Below are 20,770 nucleotides of genomic sequence, written 5' to 3'. Positions count from 1 at the left end.
AAACATAAGCCTAAAGCTGTTATATATCGTATTAAATATCTAACGGACTCTGCGCCAAACTCGATAGCTGCTGACGTGAATCATCCGTCAACTGTGTCTTATCTAACTTTAAATAAGCGACTTGCTCTTTTGCCATGACGACCAGCTCATCAACGCCATCTACTGCTAGCATTTGCCGTGACCAGTCTTGAATATTGATATCTTTAGGAATAGTAACCGTTGTGCTCGATAGATAAGGTGGCTGAGAAATGGGAATGATGATAAGCAATGCGGCACCCATAATAATAGCCAGTATGCCCCACGCTAACAAATTAGGCTGGCTTAATAACAGACCACCCATTGCCCCGCCGACAAATGCACCAAAGAACTGACTAGAGGAATTAAGCCCCATTGCGGTCGCTTTATTGGCGACTGGTGCACGCTTAGATATCCACGAAGGAATCGTTGCCTCAAGTAAATTAAAGCCCATAAAGTACAGCAGCAAACCAAATATAATACCAACACCGACCTGACTACCAAGCGCGAGTATTGCTAAAGCGGCGGTCATTAATGCAATCGCACCCAAAAACACCTGACGCATTTTGCGTTTCTTTTCAGCGATGATAATAAATGGTATCGCGATGGCGAAGCCAATAAACAATAGCGGCAAATAAACCATGCCTTGCTGACGTACTGACAAGCCAAGTACGTCACTGAGCTGGTGCGGCAATATCACAAATATCGCCGTCATCGTCAGATGTAGCGCAAAGATACCGATATGTAAGCGGTTAAGATCACCAATCTTGAGGACAGTCGCTAACTGTTGACTGATGGTTTTATTATCTAAGTTATGCTTAAGCACGCGCATAGGCGTCGGTACTACCACCAATAGCAGCATCGCCAATATAGCAAATCCTGAAGTCAACCAAAACAGTCCAGAGATACCGAGCGAGCCGACTAATAATGGACCAAAAGCAAACGCAAGCATAATAGAGGTCGCAATCGTCAGACCCATCGTGGCCATCGCCTTGGTACGCATCTCTTCACGAGTCACATCAGCCAATAGTGCCATAAGCACAGCAGAGACCGCACCACTACCCGCCAGCGCTCGACCAATGATCACTTCATAAATATCTGTCGCATTTGCTGCAATCATGCCGCCGACAGCGAATAGTATCAATCCTAAAAAGATAATAGGCTTACGCGGAAATTTATCAGCAGCCAAACTCATCGGTATCTGAAAGATGGCCTGCCCCAATCCATAAATACCAACGGCTAAACCAATCAAAAACGGCGTTGCGTGTGCATAATTGTCACCGTAGACAGAAAATACAGGCACAATCATAAACAAGCCAATCATACGTAAGGCAAAGATGCCACCGACTCCGAGGATTGCCCGTTTCTCTACGCTATTCATACTTGCCTCACTGGTTGATCATTGCTGGTTGCTCATTGCTATCTTTCACGACTAACACTGTGCCATACCGTGATTTATCACTACTGGTTTATCAAGGCATTGGCCTATAAATCAAGCCCCCTAGTATAAGACATTCGCCGTTTGGTTGCCGAGACTTTTGTCTTACTGGTGCAGTAACGTATGCGCCCTCAACCCAAGCCATTCATATTACGAGATTATTTTGTTACCAAGTGCATCAGATGCACAGTGATACCTTGAATAATGCTGTCGCCATGACAATAAAGTAAAACGTTGTCAGCACAATTAACGGCTCACTCACCATATCTACGTAACGACGAACGCTTCTATAAAATGACATTTTTGGTCAAAACCATAACAAACGATGCCTGTTACTTAACACTGATTTGATTTAGATTTGCTTAGTCCTATAAAAAATCGTCATAGGAGCGACAAGCAACATAAAGCCAAACAATAATAGAAAATGAATAACTAGGCTAACAGAACTTTTACCTTATCAATATATGTACCTTTATAACGATACTCTTAATAACAACACTACTTATAACAACATCATAAATTTAGAATTATTCACGTTTTAACCAACCACTTTACTGATCTGTATTTACTTTTTAGCTTGAGATATTTCCCAATCCCCTTTTAGCAAATAGGAAACCTGTAACCGATGGCACATGACCATATCGCAATACGCGGCGCACGTACTCATAACTTAAAAAACATCGATTTAGACATCCCACGAGATAAATTCGTGGTAATCACTGGCCTATCTGGCTCTGGTAAATCTTCCTTGGCATTTGACACGCTATATGCGGAAGGGCAACGTCGTTATGTCGAGAGTTTATCGGCCTACGCGCGTCAGTTCCTCTCGCAAATGGAGAAACCTGACGTCGATAGTATCGAGGGTCTATCCCCTGCGATTGCTATCGAGCAAAAATCAACCAACCATAACCCACGCTCGACCGTCGGTACGATTACCGAGATTTATGACTATCTGCGCCTGCTATATGCACGCATCGGTACGCCATATTGCCCTGAGCACGGTGAGCCAATGGTCGCGCAGTCGGTCACTGAGATGGTCGATCAGGTCATGGCCTTACCAGATGACACCAAAATTATGATTTTGGCACCGGTGATTCGCGAGCGTAAAGGTGAGCATACCGTCTTGCTTGAGCAGCTGATTGGACAAGGTTTTGTCCGTGTGCGCGTCGATGGTGATGTCTATGACACTGACGAGCTACCGACCCTAGATAAAAAGAAAAAACATACCATCGAAGTGGTGGTCGATCGCTTTAAAGTCCGTGATGACTTGGGCAACCGTGTCGCTGAGAGCTTAGAGACAGCGCTACGTTTGGGACAAGGACTGGTCACGCTACACTTTATGGATGGTAATCCAAAAGAAGGCGGTGACGAGAACCAAGTAATGTCAGCCAAGCATTCATGCCCTGTCTGTGATCGCGCAGTGTCTGAGCTTGAGCCGCGTATGTTCAGCTTTAACAATCCGTATGGTGCTTGCCCAAGCTGTGATGGTCTCGGTAAACGTCAGTATTTCTCAGCCGAAAAGCTGATTACTCACCATGAAAAATCGCTCAATCAAGGCGCGATTAATGGTTGGGATAAGCGCCATGCGTATTACTTTGGTTTGCTTTCGACTGTTTGTAAACACTTTAAGATTGATATGGATGCGCCGTGGCAAGAGCTGCCAAAAGCGCAGCAAGATCTCATCATGCATGGCTCGGGTAAAGAAAAGCTGACCTTTAACTTTACTGATGAGCGCGGTCGTAAAACCAATAAGACGGTACCGTTTGAAGGCGTGCTTCCTTACCTAGAGCGTCGTTATGCCAAGACTCAAAGCAACCTCGTTCGTGATGAGTTGGCTAAATATCTGGCAGATACCACTTGTAACGTCTGTGACGGCGCACGTCTAAATGAAATCTCGCGTAATGTCCGTGTTGATGACCAGACCATTGCAGAAATCGTTAAGCTATCTATCGGTGATGCGGCTGACTATTATAAAACGCTAAAGATTGGCGGTCATAAAGGTGAAGTTGCGGAAAAAATCTTTAAAGAAATTAATGAGCGCTTAAACTTTCTTGTGAGCGTCGGGCTTGATTATTTAACACTAGCCCGCTCCGCCGAGACACTATCGGGTGGTGAAGCACAGCGTATTCGTCTGGCTAGCCAAATCGGTGCAGGTTTGATGGGCGTCATGTACGTACTTGATGAGCCGTCAATCGGTCTGCATCAGCGTGACAATGATCGTCTGCTAAAAACCTTAACGCGCTTGCGTGACTTGGGCAATACGGTACTGGTCGTTGAACATGATGAGGATGCGATTCGCCAAGCGGATCACGTCATCGACATTGGTATCGGTGCAGGCGTACATGGCGGTCATATTATCGCCCAAGGTACGGTCGATGACATCATGACAAACAAAGAGTCGCTGACTGGACAATATATGTCTGGTAAGAAAAAAATCGAGATTCCAACTGTCCGCCATAAAGCCAAAACCATCGATATGGAAGTCAAAGGTAAGGCCAAAGCCAAAAAAGTACCGATGACCATCGAGCTAAAAGGCGCGTCAGGTAACAACCTACATGATGTAGATTTGACCATTCCTGTTGGTATCATGACTTGTGTGACGGGTGTCTCAGGTTCGGGTAAATCAACCTTGATTAATCGTACGCTTATGCCATTGGCAGCGACTCAGTTAAATAATGCCTCAACGCTGATTGCCGATAAGTTTGAGAGCATTAGCGGTCTTGAGCATTTGGACAAAATGGTCGATATCGATCAAAGCCCAATCGGTCGTACACCGCGCTCAAATCCAGCGACGTATACCGGTGTCTTTACGCCAGTGCGCGAGATGTTTGCACAAACGCAAGAAGCGCGGGCTCGTGGTTACAAAGCCGGTCGATTTAGCTTCAACGTCAAAGGCGGACGCTGTGAGATGTGTCAAGGTGATGGTCTGATCAAAGTTGAGATGCATTTCTTACCTGACATGTATGTGCCGTGTGACACTTGTGAAGGCAAACGCTATAACCGTGAGACTTTAGAGATTCACTATAAAGGTAAAACCATCGCTGACGTGCTTGATATGACTGTTGAAGATGCGACTGAGTTCTTCTCAGCCATTCCAGCGATTTATCGTCGCCTGCAAGCGCTCATGGATGTTGGTCTGAGCTATATCCGCTTGGGTCAGTCTGCCCCAACGCTATCAGGTGGTGAAGCACAGCGAGTCAAACTGGCGCGTGAGCTTGCCAAACGTGATACGGGACAGACGCTATATATCTTGGATGAGCCAACCACTGGTTTGCATTTCCATGATATCGATAAGCTGCTCAATATCCTGCATGCCCTACGCGATAAAGGTAATACCATCGTGGTCATCGAGCACAACTTGGATGTTATCAAAACGGCGGATTGGGTAATTGATCTTGGCCCTGAAGGCGGTAAAGGCGGCGGCATGATTATCGCGGAGGGTACGCCTGAGGAAGTGGCGGAAGTCGAGGGCTCACACACGGGTGAGTTTTTGAAGCCGATGCTTGAGCAAGGATTAAAAGACGTAAGCTAAGACAAATTAGATAATGATTGAGAAAAGGCTACTCTTTCAGGAGTGGCCTTTTTGTGTTGGGTAGAGTAACTTGTGTGAGTACTATAAATCATAGTGAGGCAAAATATTTAGCCTACGTTTGCTATAATTAATCTCGTTTATACATTCATACTGGAAAAGATATTATGAAAGACTATACCCAATTCTTTGAGAAATTTGAGGACTGTAACCCAATACCATTTTTATATGAGGAAGGATTGACACATTCTCAGATAGAAGAATTTATAATAATTATGTTCAAGCCGTACTTCAAAAATCAGAATTTTTTTGAAGAAACTTCTATCGATCTTTATCTTGAAACCTGGATTAACTTTATAGCTTTTAAGACAAGAGAACAGTTTGAGTTTACAGAAAAAATTCTTAAACTCTACAATGATGCATACTCAATAGACTCTAAGTATACTCTTGAAACAATGTTTGATTATGGCGATGATTTTTTAGAAGGACTTTCTAAATTCTGGACTTTCTTAAATAGTGAAAAAAAGCAGAAAAATTTTTTTGATGTAGAGGATTATCATAACTATATCCTACAATCAATAGGACTTGTAATTGAAGGAGCATCCAAGCCACTTTTAAAAGAACTATTTCAGCTAAATAAACTTATAAAAGGTGATAAATTTTCTAAGGAAAAAGTCGATGATTATGATCTAGGGATATTAGTAGACTTTCTAGAACATAACGACTTCCAGAAGTTGCTTAGACCAAAACCTCTGAATATTAGGGTAAGTCAATTGAGAAACATGTCTTACCATCACAATGCTAGTCTTCAAAAAAATGGAGTAGTTAAATGTAGCTATGGAAAAGGGGACAAAAAAATAGAGTTTGAATCAACCCTTTCAGATCTCGAATTAACCTTACAAAATGTATTGTGTTACTACAATGCAATAAAGCTTGCAAGAGAGATTTTCCAATGGGATAACTATAAGGAAATAAAATCTTTAAGAGCTCACATAAAAGAAGAACCAAAGTTAAGACCAGAAGCAATGGCAGCTTCTATCTACATGGTAATCAGCCTTGCACAGTTCAAAATGATATCTCTTAAGACTAATGATGATAATGCTTATTTGGTTGTTCAAGACTTACTCATAGGTGAGGAAGATAATAGAGCCGTATACTCCTCTCAATTTCTGTATAATTTATGGTGGTATACTGACAAAGATAATTTGCAGGTAGAATATAAAGACAAAAATGGTAAAACTAGACTAGTTTCTAAAACAACAGCAGATGTATGTAGTGAAATTGGAAAGGGAAAACAGACACTAGCATTTATGGCGAAAAATGTTGTATTTGCAACGTTCAATTAGAATAATTTGTGGGCTTATCATAGATAAAGCAAACCTGCATTTTTGCAAATACGCTACTGTTCCATATAAGAAATAAAAGTGCACCCTATACCGATAAATAAATTTAATTACGAAGTACAATAACTTTTATCACTATTTTTGTTGTTTCATAACCCCCTCATTAATCGAAATTGACTTCATAGCAATCTTGTTATGAAGTCCGGTCTACTAACTAAATAAACTCCCGCTCCACATTCATCATCCTTGCATCCACCGTGCGTTCTATTTTTTCTTCGATCTGACTGCACTGCGACTCGACCTCACGTTTGGACAGTCCAACGATCACAAACGTCCACTCGCTGGCGTCATGCCGATCACGCTCACCGCTTTCGCACACCGCAACGCTTGGCGTATTGCCAAAACGTGCGTTCAGGCCGCCCATACGTTGGCGCTTTTCTTTTAATGAGCTACAGCCAGGTAGCGCAAAAGTCAGCGTTAAGATAGCGATATGCATTTTATTCTCCTTGTGACAGTGGTTTACGCTTTATAATAGTAGCAAATAAGCACGGCAAGTTATGCTATCTTTACCTCTATCCATATCGATATCGCAGCCAATATGCATATTCCTCCAATGACTTCTATCAGCTACGTAAAGCAGCAGCGTATTACTCGACTATGCGTGCGCTGCGGATTACTCCTTATGCAGTATGGCGCTGAGTCTGCCGTGGTGGTGGACTTGTCCAAACGTTTGGGTCTTGCCTTGGGAATGAACAGCGTCGAATGCTCGCTGAACTTTAATGCTATCACCCTGACGACTATCTGTGACGAGCGCTGTATCACCACTACTAGAGACACGATTAATCAGAGTATTAATGTCAATCTGTTGGTACAAATTCAGCAAATCGTCAATAAGACTGAAGCCACTGTCGATAGTACCGATTTAATTGACCGCACGACCCTTGCCTTTGATGAGTTGGATAAGACCGTATATCCAACATGGCTCGTAAGTATATTTGTTGGTGCCTCTTGTGCGGCGTTTGCTTATCTGAATGGAGGTAGTTGGTCGATTACAGCGGTGACTTTCATCGCAGGTATGGTGGCGATGCTCACCCGTATTTATCTATCCAAGCACCACTTTAATCCCTTTATCACTGTCATTGTGACCGCTTTTATTGCCTCCCTCATTGGGGCGACGACCTATTATTTTGATATTGGTAATAATGCCGATATCGCTGTTGCCTCTAGTGTGTTGCTACTGGTGCCCAGCTTTCCGTTGATTAACTCGTTCTCAGACATACTCAAAGGCTATGTCAATATTGGCGTTGGGCGTGCGGTCTTTACCTATATGCTCACCTTATCCGCGTGTGTCGGTATCGTAATGGCACTGGTTTTACTTCGCATACAGCACTGGGGGTTTTAAGATGTGGTTTATTAAAACCGTCGTACTGTCTTGTATCATTACCCTTGGTTGGACGCTAATGTTTAGCGTACCCAAACGCTATATCTTGCCGTGTTTACTGATGACCGCATTTGGCTTTGGGTTAAAGACAGCGCTCGTTTATCAACACATTCATATCGTGGTTGCTAGCTTTTTTGGCGCGATGCTTGCTAGCTTTTTGGGCGTGTATTTTTCTAAGAAATATACTCTACCTCCCAAAGCGCTCATCTCGCCCAGTGTCATCTGCATGATGCCTGGTATCGCCGCCTATAAGGCGATGGTCAGTATGGTACAGATCGGCTATTTTGGCTTTTCAGACGAGTTATTTAGCCAAATGATGGTGTATTTGTTCGAAGCGTTATTTGTGACCTCAGGATTGGTACTTGGCTTGTCTATTCCGGGACTATTATTTTATAGACGTCGTCCTATTGTATAAGTGGTTATAGGTAGATTTAAATATCTAGATGTTGGGCTTTTCTTAATTAAATACCATTTGTAGTCAAGCGATTCAACATACGCTAACCATAAAAAACTTGTAAGATGGATGATAAGACCCATTACAGTAGAGTCAGAAACAGCACCCATAACAACTTAATAAAGAGACCGTATTATGACCAAACATTATGACTATATCTCTATTGGCGGTGGTAGCGGCGGCATCGCGTCACTCAACCGTGCAGCCAGCTATGGCAAAAAATGCGCCATTATCGAAGCCAATCAATTGGGTGGCACTTGTGTGAATTTGGGCTGTGTTCCCAAAAAGGTCATGTGGTATGGCGCCCAAGTGGCTGAAGCCATCCATAAATATGCACCAGACTATGGTTTTGATGTCGATGTTAAAGGTTTTGACTTCCAGAAACTAGTACAGAGCCGTCAACAATATATCGAAAACATTCACCGCGCTTATGACAATAACTTGGCAAAGAACGGCGTCGAAGTGATCAAAGGCTTTGCCAAATTTGTCGATACCAATACCGTAGAAGTAAATGGCGAGCTGATTACCGCAGACCATATTTTGATTGCTACGGGCGGTCATCCGATTCAGCCAGATATCAAAGGCGCAGAATACGGCATCGATTCTGATGGATTCTTTGCGTTGAATCATTTGCCAAAACGCGTGGCGATTGTGGGTGCAGGCTATATCGCTGTCGAAATCGCAGGCGTGTTAAACAGTCTGGGTGCCGAAGTGCATTTGTATGTACGTAAACACTCGCCACTACGTACGTTTGACCATACTATCGTAGAGACTTTGCTGATAGAAATGGAACAAGCTGGCATCACATTACACACCAACACGGTGATCAGTGAAGTCAATAAAAATGACGATGACAGTCTCGATTTAACCACCCACGATGGCGGTGAAGACTGTATCGATACTGTTGACTGCTTGATTTGGGCGATTGGTCGTGCACCATCGACTGATGGAATCAATCTGCAAGTGACAGGGGTCGAGACAACCGAGACGGGTAAAATTAAAGTCGATAAATTCCAAAACACCAACGTCGATGGTATTTATGCGGTTGGCGATATTATCGAGAACAGCGTAGATTTAACGCCCGTAGCGATTGCCGCAGGTCGTCGTTTATCCGAGCGTTTGTTTAACAATAAGCCCAATGAGCATTTGAACTACTCGTTGATACCGACCGTGATTTTTACTCATCCGGCTATCGGTACGATTGGGCTATCTGAAATCGACGCGGTAGAACACTATGGCAAAGAAAACATCAAGTGTTATACCTCAAGCTTTACCGATATGTATAGCGCGGTCACTCAACATCGTCAAAAATGCACCATGAAGCTAGTATGCTTGGGCAATGACGAAAAAGTCATTGGTTTGCATGGTATTGGTTTTGGCGTCGATGAGATGATTCAAGGCTTCGCAGTCGCTATCAAAATGGGCGCGACTAAGGCTGACTTTGATAATACCGTTGCCATTCATCCAACTGGCTCGGAAGAGTTTGTGACGATGCGTTAAGCTCACTGTTTAACGTTTCTCTTATTCTTAGCTATTATAAAAAAGGATGCCATTTGAGCGTCCTTTTTTATTTTCAGTCATGACGTAAGCATATAGCTTCGTAGGTCTAAAACTGACTCATTACTTTTATATCGCACTGATGACTACTGTATTTTTCTAATTATTATTTGCATTAAGAAATTTAAAGCAAGGCATACTGACAGCGCAATCCTGATGCTGTTATGATGCGATTAATACTGACCGTTGAGAGATGACTGTGTGGCAGGTGTACTTATTTATATTACCGATTGGGCTTGGCATCATGACCTTGGCAGCAAGCCTATTGTTTTTGTTCGCTTATCTAATGTCGGATGATAATGCCACGCGCTTGCCAGCATTTAACTGGTTCAAGCGCCTAATCATTGTGGCATTTATGCTGCTGAGTATTGGTCTATTTATGACCTTTGGACATTTTTGGGGTTGAGCGAGATAGAATATTTTTTAGTGTTTTTTACTAAGCCAACTTGATTAGCTAACGAATTTTTCTAGTTCTAATAGCTCTAAATCATCACGCTTTGGCTCGCCATTATTGCCATCATTTGGAAACGGCATTTTGTTACCGTTGAACTGATAGCCACGGCGCTGATAGTAAGCCAAAAGCTCAGGACGATGACTTAGGATAGACATAGTCAGTCGGCTAGGCTGATTCAGTGACTGTAAGTGGCGATCTGCAAAGGTCTCAGCTGCATGTAGTATCACATTGCCAACACCCTTCCCTTGTAGCACAGGATGTACCGCAAACATGCCGATATAGGCTTTCTTATTTGAGGCAGCATCAGTTTTGATATCGACAGCGATACAGCCAAGTATCTCACCCGTCTCATCTCCCTCACGATTGCCCGTTGTGGTTTTCGGATAAACAAAGTAATAGTGGTTAGGGTCATTGATAACAGCAGCGAGCTCCGCTGATGTAGTCCTGATACCACCTATCAAATCGGCCTCATTGGTCCAGCCTGCTGTCTCGCGATAGCAGCAATTCAATAACTGCTCAAGTGCGCCAATATCCTCTAATGTCGCTTCACGCAAAAATACCGACTCTTTATTAAAGTGGTCTGTTTTTATATTGCTGCTATTTATATTGTTTTCGCTCATATTATAATTTTTCCTTTTTCACTCATATAAAAAAACTGACTTAGATCGGTAAGTCAGCTTAAATACTAATACTTATTGTTTTATAGTACTAGCGCGATAATACATGCGCTTGCTCAATAATATCAAGACCTGCATTAAGCTGCGCACGTGTCGGCGCATGACCACGGCGTAATAACTCAGAGAAGGCAACCAACTCTTTATCACGTCCAAGCGTACTTGCTGCACTAGCCCGTGTATCCTCGCCTTCATCATCGAAGTAGTATTCTATATAATCATGCGTATCTGGCGTACCAAATAGGATATTGTAATCTGGTGTCGCGGCATGACCGCTATAGCGTAGGCTCTTGCCATATTGCATGGTCCAAAAGAAAGGAATACGCGCTTCCAGTGAATCGACACTGTCATCATTTAATATCGCAGCAGCTGTGACCATGCCATGCTGCAATGCTACGCGCCAATGCTCAATACGCATGCGACCCATTTGGTTGCTAGCTTTAGCGATATCACCCAGTGCGTAGACACCATCGCGCAGCTGTAGATGTGCATCGACTTGTACACCATCTGGATCGTTAACTTCGCTCAATATCTCTGTACGTGGAGACACGCCAGTACCCAATATCACGATATCAGCATCAATATGCTCGCCATTCGCCAGCATAACCCCGCCTACATTTGAGAAAGCCTGATTATTGTTATCTCCATCCTTGTTCACTTGACGATCAACCTTAGTAATTTCATTGACGGTTGCGTCAAACACAAAACTGATGCCCTTCTCTTCATGCAATTTAATTAAGGCATTACTCACCGTTTCAGAGACAATATTGCCCATCACACGGCTACCTTGCCCAATCACTGTAATAGAAGCTGTCGTGCCTGCTTGTGCTAATGCTGAAGCGGTCTCCATGCCGATAAAACCTGTACCGATGATCACCACATGCTGATCATGACTGGCCGCTTTAATTAATTTGGCATCACTCATGCTACGTAGCGTATATACGCCATCTATGTTAGCACCTGTAATAGGTGGTAAGTTTGGTTTAGCACCAGTGGCGACAACCAAGAAGTCTGCAGTTTGTCGCTCGCTGTTGCCATCATCATCTTCGATGACGACGGTCGCTTCATTGGGTAGCACTTCGCCAACCGTTTGGTTGAGGCGTAACTCAATATTATTGTTATCCGCCCAGTCAGCACCGCCCAATAGCAGCTTATCCTCGTCCATCTTACCTGCCAAAAACGCTTTGGATAATAAAGGACGATTGTAAGGAGCCTTATCCTCTTTACTAATCAATGTAATCTTGCCGCCATAGCCACCCTGACGCAACTGGTCGGCCGTCATAAATCCTGCACCGCCACCACCAACGATAATAGTATGGGTGTCAATTAATTTATCATTTTCGACCCGTCCCGTTACCTGAGCTGAGGTATCGACTGTCAAATTATCACCATCATGAATCAGCTCATACTGGGTCAAGCCTTTAGTCGCTATCGGCTCTAATAGTGAACCATCGCGACTATCAAAAGTCGCATGATGCCAAGGACAAACTACGCGATTGCCACAGCGTAATCCGTTACCCAAGTCTGCGCCCGCATGTGGACATTTGCCATCGAATGCACGGAACTCATCGTCATCGCGAGTGATTAAAATGATACTATCATCTTCTTGCTTATATGATTTCATACCACCGCTTGGGATATCCGCTTTACTGATGGTAACTGTGTTGATCGTTGCGTCGGTCATAATGCTTCCTTAACAGTTATAATGATGTCTAATGACAGCAGGTTGAAAATGACCGTAACCAACCAGACAAATTCAACTTATCCTATTATTTTTAATATGCATTGATAGTAGCAAGAGCGCCGCGCACACGATGTTTTTTTGTATGTTTGCTGCGTTGCAAAACGTAATTATGCGACTTTATTTTCCGCACTCTTTTTACTTCTAATCATCATTATTAAACAAAATAAAAGACGACCTTATGACTTCTCAAGACAACCAAAACGACATAACCACTACTGCTGGAGCCGGTTTAGATAGCCAAGCTGTAGCTATTGATCCAACAGCCAGTGAGCAAATTGACCTAGCTCATATGGATATCGCCGCTATTACAGATACTGCTAACTTGCCTCAGCCAAGTTTGCAGCCAATACAGCAAGCGACTTACAAGGCTAATACGACTGATTTTATCGTTAATGAGCTATTGCCATTAGACTTCACTGGTGAAGGTGAGCATTTATGGCTACATATCGAAAAATCAGGCATGAATACTGCTTATCTGGCGAAACTACTGTCAGAGTGGGCAGACATTCCGTTACGTGATGTTGGCTACTCAGGGTTGAAGGATCGTCATGCGTTGACGACCCAGTGGTTTAGTTTGCGTATACCAAAGAAGCAATTGCCGCCTACTGAGTTTGCACCAGTGGACATCGGCGAAAATGAGACTGTCACTATCCTTGCGCAGCATTGGCACAATAAAAAACTCAATCGCGGTACGCACCGTGCCAATCAGTTTGTTATTACTTTACGTGATATTCAGTTTGCGAGCGCTAGTGACGAAAATAATGAAAACAATGTATCACCTGAGCAACTCCTATCTGCAAAAGAGGCCGTCGAGCATCATCTAACACGCATTGGTGAAAGTGGCGTACCCAATTATTTTGGTCCACAGCGTTTTGGCCGTCAGGGTAACAACGTCAGAGAAGCTTTATCACTGTTTGCTCGTCCACCGCGAGAGCCTCGCCCGCAACCAAAAAAGAGCAAACGCAAACGTGCACCGCGCGAGCAAAATACGATGGAATTGTCTGCTGCACGTAGTTTAATATTTAATGAGATATTGGCAGCGCGAGTGCGTGATGGCAGCTGGAACACTGGCCTAGCAGGCGAGGTGTTTAATTTAGATGGTTCAGGATCGATATTCACTAGTGAGGCACTAGATGATACGTTGCATGCTCGTATTGACAGTGGCGATATTCATCCAACTGCCGTGCTATGGGGCACGGGTAACGATAAAGTCACTGGTAGCGCTGCAGATTTAGAGTCCACGGTAGTACAACACAGCCCCCTACTCATGCAACTAGCAACTGGATTAGAGCAGCGCGATATTAAGGCGCAAAGACGAGCGCTACGTCTACCGATTGAGGCGTTAAGTTGGGAGTGGTCGGACGATCAAACACTGGTATTAAACTTTACTTTAACTACGGGTAGCTTTGCCACAAGTGTGCTCGCAAGCTTGGTACAGCAATTAGCGTCTTGATTGTATCAAATCGAAGCCTCAATTGGACCAATCAATAGAATATCAGCCATACTAATAATACTTATACAGTGTTAGCGGTATGGCTGTTTATGAACGACTAGCGACTTTTATAAAGCGATTGCTTACCGCCTTCTTTTTCAGCCCACATCTCATTTGCGCTAACAACTTGATTGCGACCACGGTGCTTAGCCTCATACAAGGCTTTATCTGCTGTACTAATCAAACGCTGGCAAATATCACTAGGCAGCTTTTGTATTGAGGCAATTTGGCTTTCCGCGCGCTGAGTAGCAATTGGCTTGATAAGAGGTGATGTTCGAGCGACGGTCTTTTGCTGCGTAATCTTTTCATACCCTTGGACAATACAAGCTCGTTCTTCATGAGTTAAAGTATATAGCCCAAAACTTGCTGTCACATTAAAATCAGCCAGACCTTCAATCTTCATGACATGTTCAGCGATATTCAGTCGTAGTTGCTCGGCTATCATCATAGCGCTATCATGCTTCGTATCTGGCAATACAATTAAAAACTCTTCGCCGCCGTAGCGACTGATGATAGTCTTATCTGTTAATGATTGTGATAGTGTCTGTGAGACTTCAATCAGAACCTGATCACCTACATCGTGACCATAATTATCGTTGATCTGTTTGAACCAATCCAAATCTAACAGCATGACGCTTAAATCTTGATATTCTCGCACAGTAGCCAAAGCATACTTCATTTTTTTCAAACCGTAGCGACGATTTTTAAGCTGAGTAAGCTCGTCCTGATTGGCATGTCGTAAGGTTTCTCTTCGACTGTCATCTAATGACACTAACAAAATACGAAACATATAAATGATAAAAATAGCTTTTGGTAGCGACATATAAATATGAGTAGAGCGCCACAAAAGGTTGGAAGATTGACGCAGGTGATTAAGACCCTCCCAGGTCAACGCCTCATTTTTGATGATAGTCATATCACTATGAGTCATATAACTATGAATACTAGGAGGAAGCGTGGTTGCCGTAAGTTGGCGTAGATTGGGTATCGTAATACCAAAATAAGGAAGCAGCGATACTACTAAGATCGCAATAATTTGCCCTATAAATGCTCGCCAAACGTAATTCCGGTTAATGAGCATCATTCCTAGCATAGCACCACCTACTAGTGATACACCCGTTACCAGACTACTATGCCCTAGTATGGCGACAATAAAAGTAATATAGACACTATAAATAGTGATGATTAAAGCTTGCCATATGTGCAGATTGCTAATGACGCTTCTAACTGGTGAAAAACGACTGGACATCCATAGTAAGAAAACACCAACTATAGACACGCTAGTCCATACTGGATAGAGCAGGTTGATATCAATGTAAACACTATAAGTATCGCGGCGATACCATACAAATAAGCACCATAGCCAATGTGAAAAAACCTCCATCATCATAAATGCTGTTAGTAGAGCTGTCCTATCAGCAGCATCCCACTCAAAAACAGCCTTAGAAAGCTCTCTGTGGCCTAGATAGAACTTATATACAGCCATAATGCACTACCGCAGATAGTCAAATTTATAGAGTTAAAAAATAGCGAGCCGTGAGCCACGATTAAGGTCTATTCAGTGTGGCAATTTATACCTAAATTATCAATCTGTTTTACGCATTTATTTCCCAATAATTTCTCTATGAATGTAATTATGTTTACGTAGCTATTTTGGCCTTACTCATCATGATAAATAAGGCCTTATCACTATTGGAAGTAACCTTACTAGAAGTAACCTTATTAGAAATAACTGTAAAAAGGTAAATCTCACTCATTAAGCAAGCGTTGCAAAAGACTCCCAAACCCCTTGCTGATCATCATTTAAAGTAGGAACATCGCCCAAACTTCGCCAAGGCATGTTACTACCATGAAAGTCACTACCAATAGATGCCGCAAGACCATGCTCAGCAATGCTACGGTCGACCATTCTGCGGGTACTAATTGGCTCACTAGTGGCTGGTAGTTCACAAGCATCTCCGCCAAGCTGCGCAAACTCTTCAATCAGTTTACGCACGCGTGTCGCTGATAGTTGATATCGCGTGGGATGTGCGAGCACCGCTTTGCCGCCGCAAGCATGAATCAGCTCGATACCATGCTGCATCGTCAGCGCCTCGATTGCTACATAAGCAGGTTTATTATCTGCTAGGTACTTATCAAAGGCTTTTTGAACGGTTTTGACTTCACCGCGCTCAAACAATACCTGTCCAATATGGGCGCGGCCGACTGCTTGTGGGTTGCCGCCTGCTTTATCGAGCACTGCCTGCCATAGCTCATCATAATTAATATCTAATAATTCACTCAATTTTTCGGCGATACGCTGACCACGAGTTGCTCGACTGTCTTGCAGTTGCTGCAACGTTGCATGCATTTTTTCGCGATCAGTAAAGTCCAGTCCAAGTACATGAATAATTTTATTGGTAGACTTATTCTTTCCGTAACCACCGCTTAATGTATGTTCACAGCTGATTTCAACGCCATTAATAATCTGCATATCGCAGGCACTGGCAGCGACCCTTGCCTCGTCAATTCCTGCCAACGTGTCATGGTCAGTCAATGCCAATACGTTAATGCCCGCTGCATGGGCACGCTGTATGACCTCGGTCGGTGCATAGGTACCATCTGAACAAGTACTATGGCAATGTAAGTCGATTTTCATAAGCTGAGCCTTAAAGTGTTAAATAAAATAAGAGTAGAATAAAAGCTAGTGAGCAGACTAGTCATTATTACTATTATGAGTATTGTGATTTGTCTTGCTCATTCTGTAGATTTAGCAGTTATTGGTGCTGTATTCGTGTTTATATTTGGCCAGCGGCATGGTCATCAGGCGCAATAAGAAAGTATTACTCTGTAGGTTGCGGATATCGCATGATTATCGTGTTGATTGCTTTTTTTTGGTGCAGTAGACGTGTAAACTACCCCATACGTTTTTGTTGGATATACCCTTTGCTATGAAAGCATTATTAGACTTTATTCCCTTAATTGCCTTTTTTATCGCGGCGCGTTATAACGGTATTTTAGCCGCGGCAGGGGCTTTGCTCGTCGCCACTATTATCGTTTACGCCATTCATTTTATTCGTCAAAAAGGTAAGTTTGATAAGCAGCAATGGGTTGTCTTATTATTAACGATTTTATTCTGCGGCGGCACATTACTGCTGCGTGATGATATTTATCTGCGTTGGAAATCGCCCATTATCAATGGTATTTTTGCGTTGACGCTATTCGTCAGTGCCGCTATTAATAAGCCATTGATGCAGCTTGCTATGAAAGAGGTATTTACCCTGACGCTTAGCGGCTGGAAAAAGCTGACCGTTGCTTGGGCACTGTTTTTTGCCCTAATGGCTGTATTACATTATATCACAGCGTTCACAATGTCAGATGAAGCTTGGATCAACTTTAAGACCTATGGCTGGATTCCGATTATGCTGGTGTTTGTCGTGGCTCAATTTGCCGTGTTGAAAAAGCATCTCAACCCTGCGCTGACGGACAAAGCCACTAAATAGTTCTGTTGCCTTGTCATAGCATCAATCACTTTATTGCTATGACGTTTATATTAAGCCCATATAAGCTCATCATTACTTTTTTATTATTCACTAAGGAAGTCTCATGTCTTTATTTGCCATCATTGGTCATGACGTGGCTAATAGCAGTGCACAACGTCTGATTACTCGTACTGAACATATTGAACGCCTAAAAGCACTGCATCAACAGGGTCGTCTCGTTATCGCGGGGCCAACGCCTATCGAGCATGGCAAGAGCGATATGTCAGGCAGCTTAATCATTGCAGATTTTGATTCTATCGAAGCGGCTCAAGCATGGGCAAACGATGAGCCTTACTTACGTGATGGCGTGTATAGTCATGTCGATATCAAACCATTTGTTCAAGCATTGCCAGCGCCAACTGACAGTAATAATCAAGTAGCTGCATCGTGATCCAGAGAGTCTTTTTTTCACCTACCCGTTTCTATAAAAGTGCCCTGATTGGTCTCATGTTAGTGACAGCCGTTTCGGTGCAGGCTGCACCTGCGGCGTCCATAACACCTGCTGTCGATGCAACCGATCCGACAGCAGTGCTGCCTTTGACTGGTCCAGTAACGGCGCGCGCTTTGCCAACTAAAAACTCAGCGCTAGATATCAATGATACCTTGGCGGCACAGTTGCAACCATCTACTAAAGCATTGTCAGCTGCCAATCAAGAACTGCTCAGCCGTAATGCACAATTACAGCGTCAAGTGAACGACTTACAGACTCAAGTAAATGTCTTGGTTTACGAAAGTAAAGGACAGTTGTTTCTATACGGTGCGTTTACCGTTTTGATCAGTCTATTAGTCGGTATTTTTGTCTCGTGGTTAGTATTTGTCCGTCGTGAGCGCTGGTAGCGTTAGCTTTGCTAGCACTGACTTGCATTACTCTCCTTCGCTGCGTCTGACCAAATGTCGATATCATTGATCCGTCACAGCTGATCATTGAGCTACCGTTACTGATATTCCTAAGAAGTGCCTCATGTCTACCGCTAATCGTCAAAACCCTGAACATTTAAACGTTATCACGCCTGCCAAGATTGACTGGCAAACGGATGATACTGGCAATATGGTGCCAGTATCAGGTGAGTTTGGGGATGTGTACTTTTCTCATGCGGATGGTTTGGCAGAGACTCGTCACGTGTTTCTAGAGCACAATCAGTTACCAGAACGTTTAGCACACCTTGCACCAAAGCAATGCTTTACGATTGCTGAGCTAGGCTTCGGAACTGGGCTTAATCTACTAGCAACGTGGCAATTGTGGCGACAACTGCGTGAAACCAATCCGCAATTAGCAACGGCTCGCCTACATTTTATTACTACTGAAAAGTTCCCTATACCACTAGCAGATTTGACGCAGATACTTGCGTTATGGGGTCAGCGCGCGCCTGAACTAATGGCATTTATTAAGCCACTTTTGGCTGCATATCCGCCCCTGATTGCAGGCTGTCATCGTTTAAGTTTTTCTCATGATAACTTAACTGTCGATATGTGGTTTGGTGATGCAGCAGAAAGTCTAAGCAAACTGGCATTAAACCATTCTAACCAGCATACACCTTATATTGATGCTTGGTTTTTGGATGGTTTTGCGCCTTCTTGCAACAGTACGTTGTGGGCTGACAGTATCTTTGCCCAAATGCAGCGTCTATCACGCCCTCATACGACTGCCGCTACTTACAGCTGTGCAGGTATCGCCAAGCGTGGACTAAGAGAGCATGGCTTTCAAATTAAGAAAGTCAGAGGTTTTGGTCGAAAGCGAGAAATGCTAACGGCCATCATGACCAATGTAGAAAATGGTGATACTGATAGTGTTAATGAAGGTCGCGATGCAAAGCAGGAAACGACTTATAGCACATTCGATAATACTGTCATTATTGGTACAGGTGTCTCAGGATTGCTCACAGCTTGGTCGCTTGCCAATCGCGGTATTACCGTTACTTTATTAGATAAATCAGCGCCCTTAGCAGGTGCATCAGGCAATCCTAGAGCGTTACTTGCGCCCAAAATGACGCCGATTCACCATGTTGACGGGCATCTGCATACCATAGGCTATCTCCATAGCAGCAGGCTATATCGAGACCTCAATCAAACAGCCGTACAGCTTAATACAGCACCGGTACTTGAACTGACTGGCGCCCTTGATTTGCTCATAAAAGCCAATATCGGTACAGAACAAATTGCCGACTATCCTGACGAGATGGCGACCACCCTATCGCATGAGCAAGCACAGATTACTAGTGGCCTAAAAGAGCAGGACTTATCAGAGAACTTATACTTACCTCAGTCTGGCCTGGTCAATCCACAAGCACTAAAAGACATCATACTGACTCATCCACTCATTCGCTTTCAGCAGTTAGAAGTGAATAAAATTACCGAGACTGAGCAGCAAGTTCGTATCGAAGGTATCGATGAAAACCGTAATCCTGTCACTATGACTGCTGATAATATCGTCATTTGCGCGGCTTTTGAAAGTCATCAATTGGATCAGCGTATTTTTGATTGTCGTAAAATTCGTGGGCAGCTATCTTGGTTTACCCTTTCAGCGGAGCAACTAACAAAGCTACCTAAAATACCGCTTAAATATAGTGGTTACTGCGCGCGGTTCAACGCACAGGCTGGAGATGATAAGTTAAATACTGTTGTCGCTGACAAGCCCTATTTATTGCTTGGCGCGAGTTTTATCCGCAATGATACAAGTACTGATATACGTGATGAGGAACATCAAATTAGCCGAGATAAGCTCATCAATGCTATTCCTGAAATGGCATCTATTATTCCGGCGGATACGAGTCTGTGGCAGGGACGAGCTGGCGTTCGCACCCAAACGCCTGATTACCATCCTATCGTTGGACAACTGGCAAACAGTCAGCGGATATGGACAATGAGTGCGATGGGCGCAAAGGGTTATGCATTGGCACCTATTTGCGCTGAAGCATTAGCAGATATGATGCTAGGGTCGTTTGCACCACTGTCAGAGGCAATGCTCGCACGCCTATCACCCAATCGTACACGGCTACAGACGCCGCTTGTTTAAGAATAAATGGCTCTTGTGTAAATAACAGCAATGCTCTCTACGGTTTATTCTGTCTTATGATATCTTAATTTAGTGTCGACTCTAATAATGAGATA

General features: G+C 43.5%; 17 protein-coding genes. 11 read left to right on the top strand and 6 right to left on the bottom strand.

All coding sequences use genetic code 11. The annotated features are described in order from the left end of the window. Positions 1–31 precede the first annotated feature (31 nt). Entirely contained in the window at positions 32–1,396 is a 1,365-nt protein-coding gene (locus tag QL898_RS07755) for an MFS transporter (RefSeq protein WP_290176392.1), read from the bottom strand. A gap of 682 nt (positions 1,397–2,078) precedes the next feature. Between QL898_RS07755 and uvrA the strand changes: the two genes are divergently transcribed. Together uvrA and QL898_RS07745 are read left to right on the top strand one after the other, a co-directional pair. Continuing rightward, positions 2,079–4,985, top strand: a complete 2,907-nt coding sequence (gene uvrA / locus QL898_RS07750; RefSeq protein ID WP_290176391.1) for an excinuclease ABC subunit UvrA — start codon at positions 2,079–2,081, stop codon at positions 4,983–4,985. Positions 4,986–5,149: 164 nt separating this feature from the next. After that, positions 5,150–6,328: a hypothetical protein gene (locus tag QL898_RS07745; protein WP_290176390.1), complete on the top strand. Its 1,179-nt coding sequence runs from the start codon at positions 5,150–5,152 to the stop codon at positions 6,326–6,328. Positions 6,329–6,539: 211 nt separating this feature from the next. Here QL898_RS07745 and QL898_RS07740 read toward each other — a convergent pair whose 3' ends face one another. After that, complete coding sequence (locus tag QL898_RS07740) at positions 6,540–6,821, bottom strand: DUF503 domain-containing protein (RefSeq protein ID WP_290176389.1); 282 nt, start codon at positions 6,819–6,821, stop codon at positions 6,540–6,542. Between the two features lie 117 nt (positions 6,822–6,938). On the opposite strand from QL898_RS07740, the gene QL898_RS07735 reads away from it, so the two are divergent. The 4 genes from QL898_RS07735 (at position 6,939) to QL898_RS07720 (ending at position 10,183) form a co-directional block, all read left to right on the top strand. After that, positions 6,939–7,727, top strand: coding sequence for a threonine/serine exporter family protein (locus QL898_RS07735; RefSeq protein ID WP_201548821.1), 789 nt, complete (start codon positions 6,939–6,941; stop codon positions 7,725–7,727). A gap of 1 nt (position 7,728) precedes the next feature. Then, positions 7,729–8,181, top strand: a complete 453-nt coding sequence (locus QL898_RS07730; protein WP_160022269.1) for a threonine/serine exporter family protein — start codon at positions 7,729–7,731, stop codon at positions 8,179–8,181. Positions 8,182–8,355: 174 nt separating this feature from the next. Next, positions 8,356–9,720, top strand: a complete 1,365-nt coding sequence (gene gorA / locus QL898_RS07725) for a glutathione-disulfide reductase (RefSeq protein ID WP_290176388.1) — start codon at positions 8,356–8,358, stop codon at positions 9,718–9,720. A gap of 301 nt (positions 9,721–10,021) precedes the next feature. Then, positions 10,022–10,183 carry a hypothetical protein gene (locus QL898_RS07720; protein ID WP_227511163.1) on the top strand — a complete coding sequence of 54 codons (162 nt, stop codon included), beginning with the start codon at positions 10,022–10,024 and terminating at the stop codon, positions 10,181–10,183. Between the two features lie 44 nt (positions 10,184–10,227). On the opposite strand, the gene QL898_RS07715 is transcribed toward QL898_RS07720, so the two are convergent. Further along, on the bottom strand, positions 10,228–10,851 hold the full coding sequence (locus tag QL898_RS07715; RefSeq protein WP_290176387.1) for a GNAT family N-acetyltransferase: 624 nt from the start codon (positions 10,849–10,851) through the stop codon (positions 10,228–10,230). A gap of 88 nt (positions 10,852–10,939) precedes the next feature. Beyond that, on the bottom strand, positions 10,940–12,589 hold the full coding sequence (locus tag QL898_RS07710; protein ID WP_290176386.1) for an FAD-dependent oxidoreductase: 1,650 nt from the start codon (positions 12,587–12,589) through the stop codon (positions 10,940–10,942). A 238-nt stretch (positions 12,590–12,827) separates the two neighbouring features. On the opposite strand from QL898_RS07710, the gene QL898_RS07705 reads away from it, so the two are divergent. Then, positions 12,828–14,102, top strand: coding sequence for a tRNA pseudouridine(13) synthase TruD (locus QL898_RS07705; RefSeq protein ID WP_290176385.1), 1,275 nt, complete (start codon positions 12,828–12,830; stop codon positions 14,100–14,102). Between the two features lie 97 nt (positions 14,103–14,199). Here the strand turns inward: QL898_RS07705 and QL898_RS07700 are convergent, their stop codons facing one another. Both QL898_RS07700 and QL898_RS07695 read right to left on the bottom strand, forming a co-directional pair. Continuing rightward, complete coding sequence (locus tag QL898_RS07700; RefSeq protein WP_290176384.1) at positions 14,200–15,627, bottom strand: diguanylate cyclase; 1,428 nt, start codon at positions 15,625–15,627, stop codon at positions 14,200–14,202. Between the two features lie 270 nt (positions 15,628–15,897). After that, positions 15,898–16,779 carry a PHP domain-containing protein gene (locus QL898_RS07695; protein ID WP_290176383.1) on the bottom strand — a complete coding sequence of 294 codons (882 nt, stop codon included), beginning with the start codon at positions 16,777–16,779 and terminating at the stop codon, positions 15,898–15,900. A gap of 292 nt (positions 16,780–17,071) precedes the next feature. Between QL898_RS07695 and ispZ the strand changes: the two genes are divergently transcribed. The 4 genes from ispZ (at position 17,072) to mnmD (ending at position 20,675) form a co-directional block, all read left to right on the top strand. After that, positions 17,072–17,623, top strand: a complete 552-nt coding sequence (gene ispZ / locus QL898_RS07690) for a septation protein IspZ (protein ID WP_101205812.1) — start codon at positions 17,072–17,074, stop codon at positions 17,621–17,623. Positions 17,624–17,726: 103 nt separating this feature from the next. Beyond that, positions 17,727–18,053, top strand: a complete 327-nt coding sequence (locus QL898_RS07685) for a YciI family protein (protein WP_102092803.1) — start codon at positions 17,727–17,729, stop codon at positions 18,051–18,053. Between the two features lie 56 nt (positions 18,054–18,109). Next, positions 18,110–18,499 carry a hypothetical protein gene (locus tag QL898_RS07680; RefSeq protein ID WP_227679357.1) on the top strand — a complete coding sequence of 130 codons (390 nt, stop codon included), beginning with the start codon at positions 18,110–18,112 and terminating at the stop codon, positions 18,497–18,499. Between the two features lie 124 nt (positions 18,500–18,623). Then, complete coding sequence (mnmD, locus tag QL898_RS07675; protein ID WP_290176382.1) at positions 18,624–20,675, top strand: tRNA (5-methylaminomethyl-2-thiouridine)(34)-methyltransferase MnmD; 2,052 nt, start codon at positions 18,624–18,626, stop codon at positions 20,673–20,675. The last annotated feature ends 95 nt before the right edge of the window (positions 20,676–20,770 follow it).

It is taken from the genome of Psychrobacter sp. APC 3279 (assembly GCF_030407795.1).
GTDB lineage: Bacteria > Pseudomonadota > Gammaproteobacteria > Pseudomonadales > Moraxellaceae > Psychrobacter.
This window is presented reverse-complemented; position numbering and strand designations above follow the sequence as displayed.

What these genes read in the sequence shown, in the direction of transcription:
- QL898_RS07755 (WP_290176392.1), bottom strand. Translation starts at nt 1,396, where the DNA reads ATGAATAGCGTAGAGAAACGGGCAATCCTCGGAGTCGGTGGCATCTTT.
- uvrA (WP_290176391.1), top strand. Translation starts at nt 2,079, where the DNA reads ATGGCACATGACCATATCGCAATACGCGGCGCACGTACTCATAACTTA.
- QL898_RS07745 (WP_290176390.1), top strand. Translation starts at nt 5,150, where the DNA reads ATGAAAGACTATACCCAATTCTTTGAGAAATTTGAGGACTGTAACCCA.
- QL898_RS07740 (WP_290176389.1), bottom strand. Translation starts at nt 6,821, where the DNA reads ATGCATATCGCTATCTTAACGCTGACTTTTGCGCTACCTGGCTGTAGC.
- QL898_RS07735 (WP_201548821.1), top strand. Translation starts at nt 6,939, where the DNA reads ATGACTTCTATCAGCTACGTAAAGCAGCAGCGTATTACTCGACTATGC.
- QL898_RS07730 (WP_160022269.1), top strand. Translation starts at nt 7,729, where the DNA reads ATGTGGTTTATTAAAACCGTCGTACTGTCTTGTATCATTACCCTTGGT.
- gorA (WP_290176388.1), top strand. Translation starts at nt 8,356, where the DNA reads ATGACCAAACATTATGACTATATCTCTATTGGCGGTGGTAGCGGCGGC.
- QL898_RS07720 (WP_227511163.1), top strand. Translation starts at nt 10,022, where the DNA reads ATGACCTTGGCAGCAAGCCTATTGTTTTTGTTCGCTTATCTAATGTCG.
- QL898_RS07715 (WP_290176387.1), bottom strand. Translation starts at nt 10,851, where the DNA reads ATGAGCGAAAACAATATAAATAGCAGCAATATAAAAACAGACCACTTT.
- QL898_RS07710 (WP_290176386.1), bottom strand. Translation starts at nt 12,589, where the DNA reads ATGACCGACGCAACGATCAACACAGTTACCATCAGTAAAGCGGATATC.
- QL898_RS07705 (WP_290176385.1), top strand. Translation starts at nt 12,828, where the DNA reads ATGACTTCTCAAGACAACCAAAACGACATAACCACTACTGCTGGAGCC.
- QL898_RS07700 (WP_290176384.1), bottom strand. Translation starts at nt 15,627, where the DNA reads ATGGCTGTATATAAGTTCTATCTAGGCCACAGAGAGCTTTCTAAGGCT.
- QL898_RS07695 (WP_290176383.1), bottom strand. Translation starts at nt 16,779, where the DNA reads ATGAAAATCGACTTACATTGCCATAGTACTTGTTCAGATGGTACCTAT.
- ispZ (WP_101205812.1), top strand. Translation starts at nt 17,072, where the DNA reads ATGAAAGCATTATTAGACTTTATTCCCTTAATTGCCTTTTTTATCGCG.
- QL898_RS07685 (WP_102092803.1), top strand. Translation starts at nt 17,727, where the DNA reads ATGTCTTTATTTGCCATCATTGGTCATGACGTGGCTAATAGCAGTGCA.
- QL898_RS07680 (WP_227679357.1), top strand. Translation starts at nt 18,110, where the DNA reads ATGTTAGTGACAGCCGTTTCGGTGCAGGCTGCACCTGCGGCGTCCATA.
- mnmD (WP_290176382.1), top strand. Translation starts at nt 18,624, where the DNA reads ATGTCTACCGCTAATCGTCAAAACCCTGAACATTTAAACGTTATCACG.